At 64.1% G+C, this 18268-nt stretch carries 14 protein-coding genes and 2 pseudogenes; 11 read left to right on the plus strand and 5 right to left on the minus strand.

What is annotated here, in order from left to right; genetic code table 11:
• The first annotated feature begins 29 nt into the window (after window positions 1-29).
• The 7 genes and pseudogenes from AC6A67_RS13595 (at window position 30) to AC6A67_RS13625 (ending at window position 9215) form a co-directional block, all read left to right on the plus strand.
• On the plus strand, window positions 30-1826 hold the full coding sequence (locus AC6A67_RS13595; protein ID WP_498037094.1) for a type I secretion system permease/ATPase: 1797 nt from the start codon (window positions 30-32) through the stop codon (window positions 1824-1826).
• Window positions 1823-4411, plus strand: coding sequence for a calcium-binding protein (locus AC6A67_RS13600; RefSeq protein ID WP_498037095.1), 2589 nt, complete (start codon window positions 1823-1825; stop codon window positions 4409-4411). Before AC6A67_RS13595 ends, AC6A67_RS13600 begins: the two co-directional genes overlap by 4 nt.
• 47 nt (window positions 4412-4458) lie before the next feature.
• The gene (locus tag AC6A67_RS13605) at window positions 4459-5802 is read left to right on the plus strand and encodes an HlyD family type I secretion periplasmic adaptor subunit (RefSeq protein WP_498037096.1); all 1344 of its coding nucleotides are present in this window, start codon (window positions 4459-4461) and stop codon (window positions 5800-5802) included.
• Window positions 5803-6127: 325 nt separating this feature from the next.
• The gene (locus AC6A67_RS13610; RefSeq protein ID WP_498037097.1) at window positions 6128-6598 is read left to right on the plus strand and encodes a response regulator; all 471 of its coding nucleotides are present in this window, start codon (window positions 6128-6130) and stop codon (window positions 6596-6598) included.
• Window positions 6599-6702: 104 nt separating this feature from the next.
• Window positions 6703-7431, plus strand: coding sequence for a LuxR C-terminal-related transcriptional regulator (locus AC6A67_RS13615; RefSeq protein ID WP_498037098.1), 729 nt, complete (start codon window positions 6703-6705; stop codon window positions 7429-7431).
• Between the two features lie 99 nt (window positions 7432-7530).
• Window positions 7531-8617: pseudogene (locus tag AC6A67_RS13620) on the plus strand (IS5 family transposase).
• Window positions 8618-9128: 511 nt separating this feature from the next.
• The gene (locus tag AC6A67_RS13625) at window positions 9129-9215 is read left to right on the plus strand and encodes a KGG domain-containing protein (protein WP_498037106.1); all 87 of its coding nucleotides are present in this window, start codon (window positions 9129-9131) and stop codon (window positions 9213-9215) included.
• 234 nt (window positions 9216-9449) lie between these two features.
• Here AC6A67_RS13625 and AC6A67_RS13630 read toward each other — a convergent pair whose 3' ends face one another.
• Window positions 9450-9635: a hypothetical protein gene (locus AC6A67_RS13630; RefSeq protein WP_498037099.1), complete on the minus strand. Its 186-nt coding sequence runs from the start codon at window positions 9633-9635 to the stop codon at window positions 9450-9452.
• 397 nt (window positions 9636-10032) lie between these two features.
• On the opposite strand from AC6A67_RS13630, the gene AC6A67_RS13635 reads away from it, so the two are divergent.
• Together AC6A67_RS13635 and AC6A67_RS13640 are read left to right on the plus strand one after the other, a co-directional pair.
• A complete protein-coding gene (locus AC6A67_RS13635) occupies window positions 10033-10245 on the plus strand; it encodes a transposase (RefSeq protein WP_498037100.1) in 213 nt (70 codons plus the stop codon).
• A gap of 80 nt (window positions 10246-10325) precedes the next feature.
• Window positions 10326-11074, plus strand: a pseudogene (locus tag AC6A67_RS13640) (IS6 family transposase).
• A 175-nt stretch (window positions 11075-11249) separates the two neighbouring features.
• Here the strand turns inward: AC6A67_RS13640 and AC6A67_RS13645 are convergent.
• Both AC6A67_RS13645 and AC6A67_RS13650 read right to left on the minus strand, forming a co-directional pair.
• Window positions 11250-14057: an autotransporter domain-containing protein gene (locus AC6A67_RS13645; protein WP_498037101.1), complete on the minus strand. Its 2808-nt coding sequence runs from the start codon at window positions 14055-14057 to the stop codon at window positions 11250-11252.
• A gap of 478 nt (window positions 14058-14535) precedes the next feature.
• Complete coding sequence (locus tag AC6A67_RS13650) at window positions 14536-14877, minus strand: RidA family protein (protein WP_498037102.1); 342 nt, start codon at window positions 14875-14877, stop codon at window positions 14536-14538.
• A gap of 139 nt (window positions 14878-15016) precedes the next feature.
• Between AC6A67_RS13650 and AC6A67_RS13655 the strand changes: the two genes are divergently transcribed.
• The gene (locus AC6A67_RS13655; RefSeq protein ID WP_498037103.1) at window positions 15017-15610 is read left to right on the plus strand and encodes a TetR/AcrR family transcriptional regulator; all 594 of its coding nucleotides are present in this window, start codon (window positions 15017-15019) and stop codon (window positions 15608-15610) included.
• A gap of 281 nt (window positions 15611-15891) precedes the next feature.
• Window positions 15892-16107 (plus strand): IS66 family insertion sequence element accessory protein TnpB, encoded by a 216-nt coding sequence (tnpB, locus tag AC6A67_RS13660; RefSeq protein ID WP_498037107.1) that lies wholly within the window; start codon window positions 15892-15894, stop codon window positions 16105-16107.
• Between the two features lie 274 nt (window positions 16108-16381).
• On the opposite strand, the gene AC6A67_RS13665 is transcribed toward tnpB, so the two are convergent.
• Together AC6A67_RS13665 and AC6A67_RS13670 are read right to left on the minus strand one after the other, a co-directional pair.
• Window positions 16382-17143, minus strand: a complete 762-nt coding sequence (locus AC6A67_RS13665; RefSeq protein ID WP_498037104.1) for a hypothetical protein — start codon at window positions 17141-17143, stop codon at window positions 16382-16384.
• A 34-nt stretch (window positions 17144-17177) separates the two neighbouring features.
• The gene (locus AC6A67_RS13670; protein WP_498037105.1) at window positions 17178-18041 is read right to left on the minus strand and encodes a hypothetical protein; all 864 of its coding nucleotides are present in this window, start codon (window positions 18039-18041) and stop codon (window positions 17178-17180) included.
• Between the last annotated feature and the right edge of the window lie 227 nt (window positions 18042-18268).

Here is an 18268-nt window from a genome sequence, read left to right on the forward strand (position 1 = left end):
CGCACCGTCAAACCCAGGGTCACCCCGCCATGGCCATCTCCTCCAACCACTCCCAGGGGCGCAGATATGACAGCGCCGTGCTGACCAGGGACCTTCGCCGTCTTGGGCCGTTCCTGTTCATGATCTCGGGGCTGATCAACGTCCTCGCCCTGACCGGCTCCTTCTATATGCTGCAGGTCTATGACCGGGCGCTGACCAGCGGCAGCGTGCCCACGCTCGCCGCCCTGTCGGTGTTGGCCATCGGCCTCTATCTGTTTCAGGGCGGGTTCGACATCATCCGCTCCCAGGTTCTGGTGCGGGTCGGCGGCCGACTGGACCGCGACATTGCCCCGCTGGCGCACCGGGTGGCCATCGATATGCCGCGCTTCGGCTTCTCCAGTGCCGAGGCCCTGGAACGTGGTCGCGACGTCGACACCGTGCGCGGCTTTCTGGGCAGTCAGGGCCCCGGCGCCCTGTTTGATCTGCCGTGGATCCCGCTCTATCTGGCCTTCGTCTATTTCCTCCATCCCTGGCTGGGCGCCATGACCCTGGCCGGCGCGGTGACCCTGGCCCTTCTCACCGTTCTGAGCGAGGTGCTGGCCCGCAGCGCCAGCGACAGCTGGCGGCAGGCGGCGATCGCCCGCAACACCATCGCTGAAAGCCACGCCCGCAACGCCGAGGTCGTGCGCGCCATGGGCTTCGCCGGCCGCGCCGTGGCGCGCTTTGACCGGCTGAACCGGGAGCATCTCGCCCTGCAGACCCGCGCCAGCGACGTTGCCGGAACCGTGGGCGCCATCTCCCGCGTGCTGCGCATGATCCTGCAATCGGCCATCCTTGGGCTCGGCGCTTATCTGACCATCAAGGGCGAACTGTCGGCCGGCGCGATCATCGCCGCTTCCGTGGCTGCGGCCCGGGCGCTGGCGCCGGTTGACCTCGCCATCGGCAACTGGAAGTCCTTCGTGTCGGCCCGTCAGGCCTTCGCCCGTATCCGCGACACCGTGGTGGCGCTGGGCAAGGCGGTGGAGCCCATGGAGCTGCCGGCGCCGCGCCAGTCGCTCAAGGTCGACCGCATCACCGTGGCGGCGCCCGGGACTGGCCAGGTGCTGATCAGCGACGTCAGCTTTGAAGTCACCGCAGGGACCGCGCTCGGCGTCATTGGTCCCAGCGGCGGCGGCAAGACCACGCTGATGCGCGCGCTCACCGGCATCTGGCCGTGCCTGCGCGGCTCGGTCCGGCTCGACGGCGCTCAATTGGACCAGTGGCCGGAAGAGGCCATAGGCCGCCACATCGGTTATCTGCCGCAGGAAGTCAGCCTGCTCGACGCCAGCATCGGCGAGAACATCTCGCGGCTGAACGCTGGCCAGGACGCCGCCGCCATCGTCGCCGCGGCGCAGGCCGCCAGCATCCACGACATGATCGTGTCGCTGCCCGACGGCTACCAGACCCAGCTCGGCCCGAATGGCGCCGCGCTTTCCGCCGGCCAGCGCCAGCGGATCGGCCTCGCCCGCGCGCTCTATGGCGATCCCTTCCTTGTGGTGATGGATGAGCCCAACTCCAATCTCGACGGCGACGGCGAGGCGGCGCTCACCAGGGCCATCGAGGGCGTCAAGGCGCGCGGCGGCGTCGCCATCGTGGTGGCGCACCGTCCCAGCGCTCTCGCGGCGGTTGATCTCGTGGCGGTCATCCAGAATGGCAAGCTCGCCGGCCTTGGGCCCAAAGACGCTATCCTCAGGCCGGGCCTCAGGCAGCCAGCAGCCGCCGGAACCGAAGAGCCTGCCGCGCCGCGCATGCCTGCGGTCAGCGGTCTCAATCTCGCGAGCAATCTGCGCAGGAGGGCGCCGGCATGATCGGGATCAAGTCACGCAGACCCGCTGGCAAGCGCGCGCCCACTGCCGAGGAAACCTATCGCAAACTGCGGGAAGCGCCTCGAAAATCGCGCTGGCCCTATGTCGCTGCTGCCGCCATTCTCGCCCTCGCGACTTATCTGCGCGCGCTGTTCCTGGCCGAGGCGAAACCGGACCTCCAGGACGAGTCATCGGCGCCGGATGACGCCGATGCTCGGACGGCCCCCGCCGGCCTGCAGATGGCGGCGGCTCCTGGAGAGGCCATGGGCGACACGGGCGCCGGCGACGACGGGACCGTCGCCGCGCAACGGGTGGGCTCCTCCGGCGACAGCGACCCGCCTCCACAGCCACTGAGATTTCTGGTGGTCGACAGCCCGCCCATCGACTACGGCCGGCTGCCGGTTCTAAACCTGTCGAACCCCATGGTGAACTATAGCATCGGCGCGGTGAGCAATGACAATGGTCACGCCCCCAGCAGTTCGGCGGTCCCGTCCGGCGGTGGCGCGGCGGGCGGGGAGGGCGTCGGCCTGCGACTGGTCGAGAACGGGCAGGCCGGTCGGGGAAACACCGCCGACGCATCGCCCAGGCCCGTAGCCAGGGCGCGCGCGGACGCCAGCGAACCCGCCGGACAAGAGGACGATGACAGTGAGGGGCCACGCACCGGCAATCGCGCGCCGCGCGTCACGTCGCGGCTTGACCTTGGCGATATCGGCGTGTGCCTGCCGCTGGCGCTCAGCGCCACGCTGCTGCTGACGGGCGCGACGGATGCGGACGCCGACGTGCTCACCGTAACGGACATCAAAGTCTCGTCCGGCGAGATCATCCGGACCGAAACTGGCTGGGTCTACCGGCCGCTTGCCGGATATTACGGCGAGGTGGTCATCGCCTATGGCGTGACCGACGGTATCGCGACAGTCGCCCAGACCGCCGTGGTGAGGGTGGTCGAGTTTCTTGAACTCGACGGCACGGCTGGCGACGATGTCCTCACCGGCACTGACTGCGCCGATCTCATTCGTGGCGGCGCCGGAAATGACCTGATCTTCGCTGGCGCGGACAACGACCTCGTTTATGGCGGCAGCGGTCATGACGTCATCCATGGCGGGGTGGGCAATGACCGCCTCTATGGTGAGGCCGGCAGTGATCGTCTGTTTGGCGAAGCGGGCGATGACCTGCTGGTTGGCGGCGCCGGCGACGACGAACTCTCAGGTGGCGACGGCAACGACACGCTCTACGGCGACGCTGGTGATGACACGCTCTCGGGCGGCGACGGCGACGATCACATCGAGGGCGGCGATGGCAATGACGCGATCGACGGCGGCGACGGCGAGGACCAGTTGCATGGCGGCGCGGGCAATGACCACATCGTGGCGGGCTCGGGCAATAATGACATCACAGGCGGCGATGGAGATGACATTATCTATGCAGGCGATGGCGACAATGTCATCGACGGCGGCGCGGGCGACAACATCATCGTCACAGGCTCTGGCCGCAACCGCATCACGGCCGCGGACGGGAATAATACCGTCACCGGCGGCGACGGCGAGGACCATGTGCAACTCGGGCACGGCCGCAATGTCGTACGTCTCGGCGGCGGCAATGATACGGCCGCCGCAGGCGATGGCGACGACCGCCTCTCCGGCGAAGACGGCGACGACACCCTGTTCGGCCATGGCGGCGACGACTTTCTCGATGGCGGCAATGGCGACGACACGCTGGCGGGCGGATCGGGCGACGACGTGCTACGCGGCGGCGCTGGCGACGATCTGCTCGACGCTGGCGCTGGCGCGGATGACCTGGACGGCGGTGCTGGCAACGACGTCCTGCTGGCCGGCGACGGCGACGATGGGGCCCGGGGCGGCGCTGGCGACGACATTCTCCATGGCGGCGACGGGGACGACGCGCTCTTTGGCGACGCCGGCAATGACATCCTGATCGGCGGCGAGGGCAGGGACACCCTGTCCGGCGGCGCCGGCGACGATGTGCTCGATGGCGGCGCCGGCTGCGATATCGTCAGCGCCGGCTGCGGCGATGATGTGGTGGTGTTGGCGCTGGACGGCGCCGACGACTGTCTTGATGGCGGCGACGGCTATGACGTCCTCGATCTCTCGCGCGCTACCCACGGCGTCGCGGTGGACCTGGATGAGAATATGGCCCGCAGCGCCGAGACTGGCGACGACGCCATTCGCGGCTTTGAGGCCATCATTGGCGGGTCAGGCGACGACCACTTCACCGTTGGCTTGAGCGCCATGGCGCTGACAGGCGGCGACGGCGCCGACACCTTTGAGTTCCAGACGTCATCCGCCAGCGCCGGCGCCGGGCTCACGCACCAGATCCTCGATCTGCAGGAGGGCGACCGGATCATCGTCCAGCAATACGAGATCTATAGCATCGGAAACAAGGATCGGGAGCCTTCCGATCCGTTTCGCGACATCTATGGTGAAAAGCCCGTCGACAATCGTCCCTTCCGATTTCGCATTGAAGGTGATGACGATGACCGGAAGACGTATGTCGATGTTTACGCAGAGCAGGCGGAAATTATTGCCTACTCCATCGAAATTCATGGCGAGCATCGCCTCTATTACATCTGAACAATCAACAAACGATCCCGCGACAGGCGGTGACGGAGGGCAAGCCCATGAAAGCCCACACATCGGAACACCAGTATTCCGTTCCACGTGCGAGCGGAACCCGGCGCAGCAAAGGAGGCGATCTGCGGCTTGGAGCCCATGTTCTCGCTGGCGCCCTGCTGACCACGCTGCTGGTCGCGGGCTTCGGCGGCTGGGCGATCTCCGCCAATCTCAATGGCGCGGTGGTTGGCCAGGGCGCCGTCAAGGTGGACCAGAACCTGAAGGAGGTGCAGCACCGTGACGGCGGCATCATCCGCTCCATCGCCATCCGCCAGGGCGACCAGGTGGGCGAGGGGCAGGTGCTGTTCAGCCTTGATGACGTGCAGACCCGGGCTGAGCTCTCCATCATCCGCTCGCAACTGGCCGAGAATCTGGCCAGGGCCGCGCGCCTGACTGCAGAACGCGACGGGCAGGCCAGCGTCAGTTTTCCCGCTGAGTTGGCTAACTATTCAGCCGAGGCGGACATCATGCAGGGCGAAACCCGGCTGTTCATCGGCAACCTAACCAACCGGGAGAGCCGCAAGGAGCAGCTTGAGATCGCCATTGTCCAGCTGGGCGAGGAAGCCAAGGGGCTGGAGTCGCGCCGCGTCGCCAAGACCGAGGAACTGCGGCTTGTCCAGCTGGAGCGCGACAAGTTTCTGGGCCTGTTCGCCAAAGGCTACATTGACGGCACCCGCGTGTTCAACATCAACCGGGAATGGACCAGGCTGCTGGGCGAGCAGGGGGAGATCGAGGCGGCGCTGGCGCGTACCCGGCTGCGCATCAGCGAAACCCGCCTGCAGATCATCGCCATTGACGATGCGGCCCGCACCGAAGCGCAGCGCGAGCTGCGGCTGGTGGAGGCGAAGCTGGCGGAACTGCACGAGCGGCGCGTCGCCAATGAAGACCGCCTGTCGCGCACGGAGATCCGCGCGCCGATCGCTGGCAAGGTCAATGAAATGAGCGTCTTCACGGTCGGCGGCGTCATTTCGCCAGCGGCGCGTCTCGCAACCATAGTCCCCATGGGCGCAAAGCTGATGGTCGAGGTGCGTATTGCGCCCGTGGATATCGATCAGGTGAGGCCAGGACAGACGGCGCGGCTGCGCTTTCCCGCCTTCAACCGCAACACGACGCCGGAAATTCCCGGCAAAGTGAGCCATGTCTCGCCCGCCACCACACGCGACCCGGCGACGGGGCAGAGCTATTACGTGGCGGAGGTGCAGGTAGAGGGCGCCCCTGCCGCGCTTCAGGACCACAAGCTGGTGCCCGGCATGCCGGTTGAAGTGATGATCACAACGGAAGAACGCACGGCACTGTCCTATCTGACAAAGCCATTCCTCGATCACGTGAGCCGCGCTTTCACGGAGAGGTAACAGCGCAAGGCGGCGCGCCTCGCGTGCGGGGCGGACCCGCTTTCCGGCAAAGCGCCAGCCTTGGCCGTGCGCGCGTTTGGTGTAGCCGGGACGACGGGCCCCCAGCTTCACCACAAGACCGGCTCACCGGCCACATCACATGGCGCCCCGGCGCAGCTCATGGGTCGCACCCTGCGCATCGGGGTGTCGGCGCAGCCGGTCGCGTCCCGATCTGCCTCGATCTGAGGTCGTTGCGCCCCCAGACTGCGCCATGGGGCGAGGGGGCATGGGGCGGACAGCCCGAACAGGGCGCCATTGCACAGCGGGGGGCGGCGCGATGAAAAGAATGGTGGTTGGCATTGTGGATCCCAATCCCGTGCACTCGGAGGGCGTCAGGGCGCTGTTGTCGCTGGGCGACCGCTTCGACGTCGTAGCGATCGGAACCGCTACAAGCGATATCGCGGCGATCTGCGCTGGAAGCCGCCCGGATTTTCTCGTGGTGGAAATTGGCATGGCGGGCGATCCCTTACAGGAAATCCTCATGGCTTCCCGAACGTCTCCGCAGACAAAGGCCATCATCCTGACGGACGTTGAGGAAGCTGCGGCCATCCGGCGCGCGCTCGCCTGCCGGGCGCGGGGCTACGTCCTCAAGCGCACGGCGGATGTGGAACTACTCAGGGCCTTCTACGCCGCCAGCAGCCAGGCCTTCTATGTGTCTCCTGACGCTGCGTCACTGCTGCTGGGCCTTACCGAAAAGGAGGGCGGTGACTGGCCGGAAGGGGATATGGCTGCATGGCTCCTACGGCAATGGAAGTAGGCCCCCGATCCCTGGACTATCCCAATTGTTTGTTCGCATTCGGTTGTCGGCAGTTACATTGAACATAAGCAAGTAATGAGCATCCATCGCTACAGGGGGTACACATGCACCGTAAGACTGTTGCGGTTGTTGACCGGCACCCTCTGCTGGTGCAGGGCCTATCGCATATCTTGCAGGACAGTCCCGTATTCAGGCTAGAGGCAGCAGGCGCGAGCGCGAGCGATATATCCGCCATTGCTTCGCGTTATCATCCATCTGTCCTGGTGATGGACCTCAATATTGAAGGAGATGGTATTGCTGCGCTTGCCGAAGCGTCAGCGCTGTCGCCCGACATGAAGATTGTGATCTACACAGCCTCGACTGACCTTGACCAGGCCGTTCGCGCGCTCGAAGCCGGTGCCCGGGCCTGGGTCCTGAAGGGCAGCCCGCCGGAGAGCCTGCTGGAGGCGATCAGCGCCACCTGTCGTGACGAGGTCTACATCACCCCCTCCTTTGCGGCCAAGGTCATCGACGCCTTGCACGGACGGGTGCAGGCCCGCAAGCTTGAGACAGCCGCCCTCCTGAACGTGCGGGAGGCGCAGATCGTCGGACTGTTACTCTGCGGTAAGCGCAACCGGGAGATCGCGGCGGCGCTGTCGTTGAGCGAAAAGACGGTCAAAGGCTACATGACTCTGCTGATGCAAAAACTTAACGCCCGCAATCGGCTGGAGGTTGTGCTCGCCGTCCAGAAACTGGCCGCATCCCCTAGCGTGCCACAGCGTGTCCGCGGCACCCCGCCCCCGTCTGAACTCGCGTGTGGAGGCCGGACGCGAGGCCAGTTCGAACTGACCTGACGTTCTGCGGCCTAGGCGCGCCCAGCTGGACACCTCGAAAAACCTGGCGGTTTTGCGCTGATGACGCGAAACTGATGCGGTCAGATTTTGGAGGCGTCGATGGCCAGTCAGCCCGGTTTCTTTGATCTTGCGGATCGCTATGCGGCGCTGAGCGCAGCAGGTGATCCCCTTGAGCGGCTGGCGTCAGTTGTCGACTTCGAGACGTTCCGGACGCCGCTGGTCGGCGCCCTGCACCGCGCGACGAGGGGCAAGGGCGGGCGACCTCCGTACGACCCGGTCATGATGTTCAAGATCCTTGTCCTGCAGGCGCTCTATTCGCTGTCGGACGAGGCCACGGAATTCCAGATCCGTGACCGCCTGTCCTTCCAGCGGTTTCTGGGGCTTGGCCTCGATGGAAGCGTGCCTGACGCTACAACTGTCTGGCTCTTCAGGGATCGCCTTGTGAAGGCGGGCACCATCGACAGCCTGTTCGCGCGCTTTGACACCGCCCTGACCGAGCGGGGCTATGTCGCCATGGGCGGGCAGATCATCGACGCCACAGTTGTTCCGGCTCCGCGCCAGCGCAATACCGATGGCGAGAAGAAGGATGTCCGTGAGGGACGTCTCGGAGGACTGGAAGGACAAGCCCGCGAAGCTGCGCCAGAAGGACCGGGATGCGCGCTGGAGCATCAAGTACAGCAAGGCGAAGGTGAAGGATGATGCCGACCCGGCTGCCTTCAGGCCGGTCGATCTTGCCGTTCCCATGTTCGGCTACAAGAACCACGTTGGCATCGACCGGGCGCATCGGTTCATCAGGACGTGGGACGCCAGCGCGGCCAATGCCCATGACGGCGCGCGCCTGCCCGCCCTCGTCAGCAAGGACAATACGGGTTCGGGCGTCTGGGCGGACACCGCCTATCGCTCGAAGAAGAATGAAGCGTTTCTGGCGGATGGCCTGTTCCGCAGCCACATCCACCGCAAGAAGCCGAAGGGCCGTGCAATGCCCGCGCATATTGCACGGGCCAATGCGCGGCGCTCGGTGATACGTGCGCCGGTTGAACACGTCTTTGCGGCTCTCAAGCATCGTATGGGTCTGGTGATCCGGACCGTTGGCCTTGCGCGGGCCCGGCTGAAGATCGGCATGGCCAATCTGGCATACAACTTTACCCGGCTGGTCTGGCTCGAGGGGAGAAGTGCGCCCGCATGAGGGCAACGGGCCACTTCTGACGGCCAAAGCCGACAATCAGGCCAAGTGAGACGCCCGATCAGCGCGCACCAGACGCTTTGTGGGCCTCAACAACAGCCGAAAAGCGGTTTCTTCGAGGTGTCCAGCTTCCTGTGGTGGGTTCTGAGGCTGGCGATGCGGGAGTTCACAGCAGGCGCACCCGTGCATTCCGCCATCCTTCAAGGCCGGATTGATCGCCCATGATAGGGCCATGTCACGTTGCGGTTAGTCTTGCCAAGGGGCGCCGCTTGCCGACTGAGCCCGCGGAAGTCGAACTTCAGCTCGATCATTCAGACATCTTCGCCAAAATAGAAAAGCAGCTTGGACCAACACTAGGTCAGTCTGACCAAAAACTCACGTGTCATTACCTAAGAAGAAGCAAGCGAGACAATTAAAATCATGGTTGCCTTGCACAATAAAATAAGTGAAGCTCTAATGGTCGCTCGCATACTCCTGTCAGCTTGCTCACAAGGGCGACTCAGAGGAGGCCATAATGACAGACACTGCCAAGCCCCGCGCACGCGGCTTTGAAGCGATGTCTCCAGACAAAGTCAAAGAAATTGCGAGTATGGGCGGTTGATCCGTCCCTGCAGAAAAGCGGAGCTTTTCCCAGAACCGGTTGCTAGCCTCCGAGGCCGGAACCGTGGGCGGGTCCGCCGTTCACTGGAGCAAGCGGTCGTTTTCGCGTGACCGCGAACTCGCGCAAGCAGCGGGGCGGAGTAGTGGCAAAGTACCAACCGATACTAAGGTGTTCGCTGAGTAAGAGCGCGAACCGGCCGGCCCGGATGCTCTGAGCCGGCCCAACGACAGAGACTCACGTCACCCCAAACAAAAAACCACCCGGATTTTCCGGGGGCTGGCTCAGGGCATCAAAGATGCCAAGGTTTCCGCCCGCGGTGAGGGCGTTGAAGGCTTGCGGATCCATATTCCCGATGAATATCGACGTGGCTAGCGTGCGCCGGAAAACGAAGCTGTCGCAGGTCGAGTTCTCAGGTCGCATCGGCATCTCAACCGCTACGCTTCGTATTTGGGAACACTGGCGTCGGAAACCCGAAGGTCCGGCCCGCGTATTGCTGTCTCTGATTGACGCCGACGCACGGGTTGTTGAGGAAACGATATGCGCCGGATGGCCTAAGCGTCTGGCGCTCACCTGGGTGGGTAGTGGTGGCAAGGCCTGGAGGTCGAGGCTAAGGCAAGTGCTGCCAAGGATGATCGCCACGAATTAGGAGCGGGGGTGAACTCCTGTCCGGGGCCAACAGGGCGCAGTCCTTCAGCGCGTTGCGGAAAATGCTTCTGGCCGCAGCAACATCCGTAAGCCTCCGGTGGAGGCCGCCTTGTGGTGACAGTGCCTTGCGCTGCAGCTGCGCTCATAAGGACGCAGTTAAGAGCGCAGCATCATGCAAGTGGCGGTTATTTCCGGATCCGAACGTCGCCGTCGCTGGAGCGAGGCGGAGCGCGAAGAGATTGTGCTGGCATCAATCATGCCAGGCGCGGTGATCGCGGAGGTCGCGCGGCGGTTCGATGCGACGACGAGCCTGATCTACAAGTGGCGCCGCGAGGCCCGGCAGGCAGGGGCGCGGTTCGTACCGGTCGTCGTGACCAGAGGATGAAGGGGCCTGTCGCAAACTTTCTGACGTTAACGCTGCATTGAATCCGGCGGGGTCATGAAGTGGCTCCCGAGACCGATGCCATGATCCTGAACGCCCTCGCAGAGAAGCTCAAACGTCGCGTCAGGGATGATTTCAAGGGACGGCATTTCGAGGCAGCGCTGATCATTCAGGCGGTGACATGGTATCTGCGCTATCCGCTCAGCTACCGCGACCTCGAAAGCCTGTTCGCCGAGCGCGGCTTCGATGTCGATCACGCCACCATCAACCGCTGGGTGCTGGCCTACTCGCCGTTGATCGAGAAGCGCCTGCGGCGGTTCCGTAAACCACATTGCGGATCGATCCGCGTCGAGGAGACCTATATCAAGGTCAGAGGCCAATGGCGCTATCTCTACCGTGCCGTAGACAAGCACGGGATGCCGGTTGATTTCCTGCTGACAGCAAAGCGCGATCTTTCAGCGGCCAAACGATTTTTCCGAAAGGCCCTGAAGGATTGCTGCTGGGGCCGGACACGATCGGCACGGACGGGGCCAACGTCTATCCTGCGGCCATCAAGGACGGCTCCACGGAAGGCCTTCTGGGCGCCGATGTCACCCATCGCGTCTCCAAACACCTGCAACAGGTGATCGAAAACGACCATTTCCGGCTCAAACAGATGATGCCGAAAGCGGGTTGCCTGCGCAGTTTCACGACGGCGCGGCGTACGATCGCGGGTTTCGAGGCGCTGCTGTGGCTGCGCAAGGGCTTCGGCTTCGCCGGCGACGGGACAGTCCGTCGGCAGAATGAACTGATCGCTCTCTGTTTCGGACTTCAAAAAGTTAACGAAGCCTGAAAACACGGGCGGCGCAGGGATCTTTGCGGCTACCGCCATGGATTGCGACAGGCCCTCAACGAGACCTTTATCAAGGTCAAAGGCCAATGGCGCTATCTCTGCCGTGACACTCCTGCGCCCCCCGTTCAAGCCCGTGATCTCGAATGTCAGATCGGGCATCCCACATGGGCGGGTCTCACAGGGCCCCTGCCCCAAACCGGTAGACCAGCCGGGCCGACAGGCGATTGTCCTCGAATCCGCTACGGCTGACGTCCCCCTGCCATGACACCTGTGCTGACACCGCTTCATCCAGCCTGAAACCCACCGCCGCCCCGAATGTCCCATAGGTGCGCGCCTCCTGAGCCCCCAGCAACTGGAACGGCAGGTCTGGAGCAAAGGCGAATACTGCTGCAGCCTGATCAGCGATATCGCCAAACCGCTGCGTCAGGCTGGCCCGGAGCCGCGTGGTCAGGAGCCCGCCGCCAATGGGCATGTCCCATGCCAGCTCGAGACCAGCGCTGGCCCGCACGTCCTGGTAGGTGCGCCCGGCCACTGCAACGGCCAGCGCGCCAGCGCCCTGCTCAGTGTAGGATTTCAGGTCAACATGAGCCACATCGAGCCCGACGAATGGCGTCACAGACAGCGCGTCTGGCAAAGATGGGATCTGGGCCGCCGTGAGCGTGGCGCCCGTGACAACTCCAGCCTGCCACAGGTCTGCTTTCGGCGAGGCCGTGGCGCTCATCATTCGGCTGCCAAACAGAATGCTGCGCCGGGTTTCCGACGACAGCCGCGCATGGCCAGCATGCCCCTGCACGAACCATGGCCCCTGCCTGAGCTGGCCGTAAACCGACGGAGCGACGGCGGTGCTGTCAAACCTCATGCCGTCCGCGGTACGCCTGTCGTCGACATATGTCAGTGCGAAGCCGAAGGTCAGGCCAGGAACTGGCCGGATGTCTGCACCTGCAGTGATGGCGGAGGAGGTGAATGCGGTGGCCGCCGCCCCGCCGCTCCGCATGTGCGCGCCGGAGACAAAGAGGCCGAATGGCAGCCTTGCTGATGCCTTGCCCGGATCAGTCCTGCCAGTTTCCCCGCCAGTTCCACCCGTTCCCTGGAACGGGGCGCTGGCTGCGTCTACCCCCCCGCCGACTGATGCTGAAAAGCCGCCGGACCCAAGCGCGCTATCACCTGAGCCGACGAACCGGTCCGTAATGGCGCTGGTCACAAGACGCGACGTGCTGACGGCAAAGGCGGACTGGCCGAAGAACCCTGATGGCGGCAGCGTATCGAGCGCCAGCCCGAGAGCCCGTTCATCCATGGCGTTGAGGCTGGCGATGCCGAGGGCCATGGTCGTCGGGAACGGCGTTGACCCCACCTGCACGGTCTGCGCCGCCTCCAGGGCTTCCGCCACCGGAATGCGCGCAGCGATCCGCCCCAGCACCCCTGCAGCCGAGACGGCTGACCGCTGCCCTGGGACGTCGTCCGGATCACGCGGCGCCGGCACGTCGTCTGCATAGTCAATGCCGGAGACCGAGACCACGACAGCACCATTCTCGACGCGTGTGGCCCAGGTGAAGGCAGGCAGCGTGGCTGACCGCACCCCTGCGAATTCGCCATCGACGACGCCAGCCTGCACGACCGTGAAGGTCTGGCCGACGACTGGAGCCGTACGCCATGCCGACAGGCTGAGCTGGCCTGCCAATGTGGCATGGCCGGTGACCACCAGGCGGTCAGACAGCCCCCCGCCATCCACCCGCGCCGCGAGCGTGGCGTCGAGTGACTGCGCATAATCGCCCGAAATCGTCAGCACGCCTGGCGCCGTGACGCTGCCGGGGGCGAGCACCCCGCCAAGGTGATGGTAGCCCCCGGCGACTGCGATGGCTCCGTCGCCATTCAGGGCGCCTCCTGTCTGGAACAGCGCTCCAGCGTTGAGCTGCCCCATGACGGCAACGCGGCCGTCGACCAGCCAGCTGTCCACCACGGCGGTGAGCGAGCGGCCCGACGGAATCATCACCGATGCCCCCGGGTTGGCCACGATCAGCCGGTCGACGACTGGTGACATGTCCAGCGACAGTTGGGAGGCGTTTGAGACGAACACGTCATAATAGCGCCCAAGCGCCCCACTGCCCGTGACCTCGCCATCGACATTGGAAGGCGTCTCATGACGTCCGAGCGTATCTGTCCACGCCGCCGCATCGCTCCACGCGATGGCCCCTGGAGCCGCAGTGGTGCTGCGCAGCGGATTGGCGCTGTCCAGCCACGACAGATGATGCGACACCGACACATAGTCATCGATCGCGCCATAGCCGTTGCCTCCCCCACGCACAGTGCCGATCTGCACCAGGGAGCCGTCGGCCATCACCATGAACATGGGCCCGCCGCTGTCGCCTGGGCCAGGCTGGCCCTGCCACGCAAGGGAGGGCCCGTCGTCCGGATCATCGGCGTCATCCGGGTCATGCGGGTCGTCAAAAAAGACATTGATCATGTTGCTGGCACCCAGCGGCGAACTGCCATAACTGAGGATGCGTGTCTCGGCGTAGCGGCGGCGGTTGTCATCATACACATTCGGGTCCGTCCCCGTACCCGATGCGCCATAACCTGCAATCCTGACCATCGACCCCGGCTGCGGCAGTGCCTGCCCCGGCTGCACCAGCGTTACCGGCTGCAGGGCCGTGATGGGTGAAGCCAACGAGATCAGCGCAATGTCATTGGTGGTCGCGTCACGGTTTCCGGGCACATAGCCCGGGTGTGGCAACACCCCTGAAAGCGCAGTGCCGCCAGTCACGTCCGCACCTGCATCCGGGCTGAACCGGATGTCGCTCTCCGCCACCACGGCATTGAGCGCCCCCTGCTGCGAGGTCACGCAATGCGATGCGGTGAGGACAGTGCGCCGATTGATCAGTGTCACGGTGCAGTATGTCTGCGTACCCACAGCCATGGCGCCAACTGATGCGTAGATGTTGTCTGAATCATACCAGTTCTGCACGCCACCCAATGCAACCGACATTGGATCGTTCAGATTGATTGCGAGCGACTCCGTCGCGCCGACAGTGGCCGAGCAGGCAAGTAACGCAGCTGCATACCGCCTCAAAGTTCCATGTTCTGAGCGTTCTCTGCCGTAAAATGTCGAAATGCGCACAATTGTCCCCACAACCTGATTTGCGTCAGGGTACGGACTGCAATTGCCTAGCACAATCACGTTGACCGACGTGTGTGTACCGCCTTGTGCGTTACGTCACCCAAGCTTGCAGACGGCACTGCTCAAGGCAGGTGCCGCATTCCCGCTGGCATGGGCGTGGTTGCTGGTTCGCCGGGGCCTGGCCTTCCGGACAGGCATTGCCGGTTGATCCCTCCCGTGCAGGCCCACGCACAGGCAACGCGCCAGCGGCGGTATGATGCGCGCGGGGGGCGGAGACGGACCGTCAATCACCTGATCAGACTGGAATGCGGGCGATGACCTTGATCTCGAAATCGAACCCGGCGAGCTAGGTGACTCCGACAGCCGTCCAGTTGGGGTAAGGAGCTTTTGGGAAGAACTCGGCCTTCACTTTCATCACCGCCGGAAACTGCACTTCCGGGTTTGTGTGAAATGTCGTCACGTCCACCAGATCCGCCAGGGTGCATCCTGCCGCTGACAGCGTTGCCTGGAGATTGTGAAAGGCCTGCCGGATCTGCCCTTCCAGATCGGGGACAGGACTGCCGTCGGCGCGACTGCCGACCTGTCCGGAGACAAAGAGCAGGTCGCCCGAGCGCAGCGCAGCCGAATAGCCATGCTGCTCATAAAGGGCGTGCCGGCTAGCGGGGAAAACAGGCGTAACATGTGACATTCCGGATATCTCCGTGTGGCCTGCAGCCTGGCGCCATTGGCCCGTACCACAGATTCATATACGTTGCGTATGTAGACATAAGGCACAGATACGCTCCGCATGTCAATTGACATACGAGACGTATATAAAGGAGAGCGCTGTGGCGAGATCACGTGCAGAGATGATGGCCGACACGCGGGAGCGGCTGCTCCGGGCGGGGCGCAAGGCATTTGCCGAGAAAGGCTTTGCCGCGGCATCCATGGACGAACTGACCGCCTCGGTGGGCCTGACGCGGGGCGCGCTCTACCACAATTTCGGTGACAAGAAGGGCCTGCTCGCTGCCGTGGTTGCGGTAGTGGACACTGAGATGGCCGACCGCGCCGCCCGGGCGGCCGGGGCGATGGAACACGCCTCGCGCTGGGAGCGCATGGTGGCTGAGGGCATGGCCTACATTGAACTCGCCCTCGACCCGGAAATCCAGCGGATTGTACTGCGCGATGGCCCTGCCTTTCTCGGGGACCCGTCGCAGTGGCCAAGCCAGAACGCCTGCCTGACCTCGACCCGCTTCCTGCTGGAAGACCTTGTGGCCGAAGGTGTGGTCAGGGAGACTGATCCTGAAGCAGCAGCCCGCCTCATCAACGGTGCGGCAATGAACGCCGCACTGTGGGTCGCCGCGAGCGACCGGCCAGACGAGGTTCTCCCCAAAGCCCGCCAGGCTCTGGCCCTGGTGCTGAGCGGTTTCCTCGACCGTTGATGGACGTGAGGCGCCGAACCCGCCATCGATGGTGTGCATGGCACCTGTGACAAAGTCCGTCTGTGGACCTGCATGCCACGCGACCATGTGCGCGACCTCATCGACATGAGCGTGGCGCTTCACAGCCATGAAACCATGCAGCACATCCGCAATCGGCCCATCCGCTGGGTTGGCCAGCCGCCTTCGCGGCCACGTTTGCGCAGCGTCGGGACCTGCCGTTGCGCCAGGCCACGGTCCGGGGACGCGGCGGCGCGCTGTGCAAGATCCAGTAGCACGACAGGATCGGCATGTCGCTGTATGCGAAACGGCTGGAACGCAGTCGGTTCATCTGGGCTGCGACAGAGGGCGGCGCGATTGCCTTAACTGCAGCCCAGCTTCGCCATTTGCTCGAAGGGATTGATGGGAGCAATCCGCAAACACAGCTGGCGGCCCCGCAGCCCCGGCTGAGCAAAAATAGTTGGGCCAGAAGGCATTTTTGCGCGCCACAAACGCCCTGATCTGTGATTCACTCGGCTCCGGAAAGCCATGGCCAGCCCCGTTCCTGATGATGTCGCAGCGCTGAAAGCGGCGGTCGCCGCCGCCGCGGAGCGGGCTGACCAGGCGGAGGCAGACCTGAGGCCGCCGGGGCCGAAGCCGCCGCAGGCCGGGCCCAACGGGCCGATGACCAGGCGCAGATCGTGTTCGAGAAATTTGCCAACATCAGCCGCTCAACAGCCGGTGCGAGCGCTATGCCCGTGAGGTTGTGCCCCTGAGCCTGTCGAGACTGGCGGATTATGCCGCCCGTGCTGTTGGCGTCGCGGAGATAATCGAACGCGCAATTCCTTCGAGCCATCTCATGTCCTGCAGATTGCCGGGCTGGAACGGAACAAGCTCCCGGACCGGCAGGGCCTCCAGGCTGACCCGGTCTGCCCGCCCGGCCATGCGGCGCAGGCAAGCAGGCTCGAGGTCCAGTTGCCTGCAGTGATTTCCTCCGGCCGTCGTGGCGGACCACAGGTCGACCGCATGCGACCTGATCTGGAGGAAGAATGCCCTGTCGAACTCTTCGTCAGAGATGTAGTCTGGGAGGGTGACCTGCAGCTCGTGAGACCCCCGGTGAACGGCATCATGATCGCGGGTCATGGTGTCGCTCGCCAGCTTCATGGGAAACCAGTCTTCCCAGCCTTTCTCGAGGTGCATGCTGCTCTCATGGCGGGCGCCGTAGGCAATACGTCTGAGCATGTTCAGTGTCACCCAGACCTCGTCCGGGTGGCAGCTGGTGATCAGATGCATCGGTCGCCGGAACTGCCTGGCGAGTTGGGCGAGCCCCCCGCAGCCGGCCACAATAATGGCCCGGGTTCGCGTGGGAGGGAGAGACGACGCCATCTCGAGGCGCGCCGCATACGTCGGGGCGCTCGGCGAGGGGCGCCAGCCAGTGTGCAGCGGTGCTTGCGCCCGGCGCGTCGGGATGGCTGTTGAGGCCGCGCACAGGGCAAGGCCGAACAGATCGAACTGGTCAGGATGGGTCCGTTCAACTGTGCTGGGGTTCATGGTCATTGTACTATCACTTTCTGTAAAATATAATGGTCGTTCAATGGGCGACAGACAGGTCAGCGCAGGAGTGTGGAAGCGGAGAGCCGCGCGTGATGACGGGTGAGTGCAGGGTGGCGCCCCTGGGGCGCGCTTTCGGGGAGAGGTGCTGCAGGATGATGTGATGCACGAGCCTGACAAGCGCCTCGGCGTGACTGGCCCAGCGGGGATTGAATGCCGCCAGTTCATAGGCAGGCGCAAGGCGCATGTCGTTTCCGCCGGGATATCGGGTGAAGCGGCGTAGCAGTTCAGGGTTCACTCCGCGCGCGGCGCAGTGGTTGCGACCCTCTTCGGTCATCGACCACAGGTCGATCGAACCCCGGCGTATGTGAAGGTCGAACTGGCGGTCGAACTGCGCGCCTGACAGGCCGGGCGGCAGTCCGACAATGAGCAGTTTGCCCTCCCGGCGGACCGGCCCGTTGGCCGGCAGGATGTTTCCGAACTGTATGATGGAACTGAACCATGCATTCCAGCCTGGCTCACGACGCAGTTCGTTTCCCGAGAGGTAGCCTGAGCCGTATTCTGCACAGTTGTGTTCCAGCATCCTGCTATCGACCCGATCGGGGGCGCAGCAGCCGACCTTGTACAACGGGATGCCAATGCGGAAGGCCAGCTCGCGGGCGCCCTCACACGCCGCGACGTAGATTGCGCGACGGGCGACAGGGTCGTATCCGGGCAGGGAGGGCAGCTGTTCGGCATTGCCGAACAGGGGCAATTCCCGGCCGCCAATCCGCGGCCAGTCGGTGGGCAGGGCTGACCAGAGGGGGGTGGGGTAAGCAGCGGTCTTCCGCTGTGTCGCCGCGAGGGCGGGCAGCAACGGAAGGCCTGGATCGAACAGATCGTCAGTTTGAAAGGCGTGCTTCACTTGAGTGTCTCATTTTATTTTATGGGATTAGAGAAGAAAAATCTTCATTATTTATTATTACTTTAATTACAATTCTTTCCGGGGTTCCTGCGCGAGGCCGACCGCTACCGGCGCAAATTATGAACGCCGAGTTCGTTCCACATCCACTCAAAGCTGTAGGTTGCAACCGGATCGGCCGGATCGGGATGTTTTGCGGACTGGTTCTCGAGATACTTGAGCCATTCCAC

The sequence above is a fragment of the Camelimonas sp. FR25 genome (assembly GCF_059740505.1).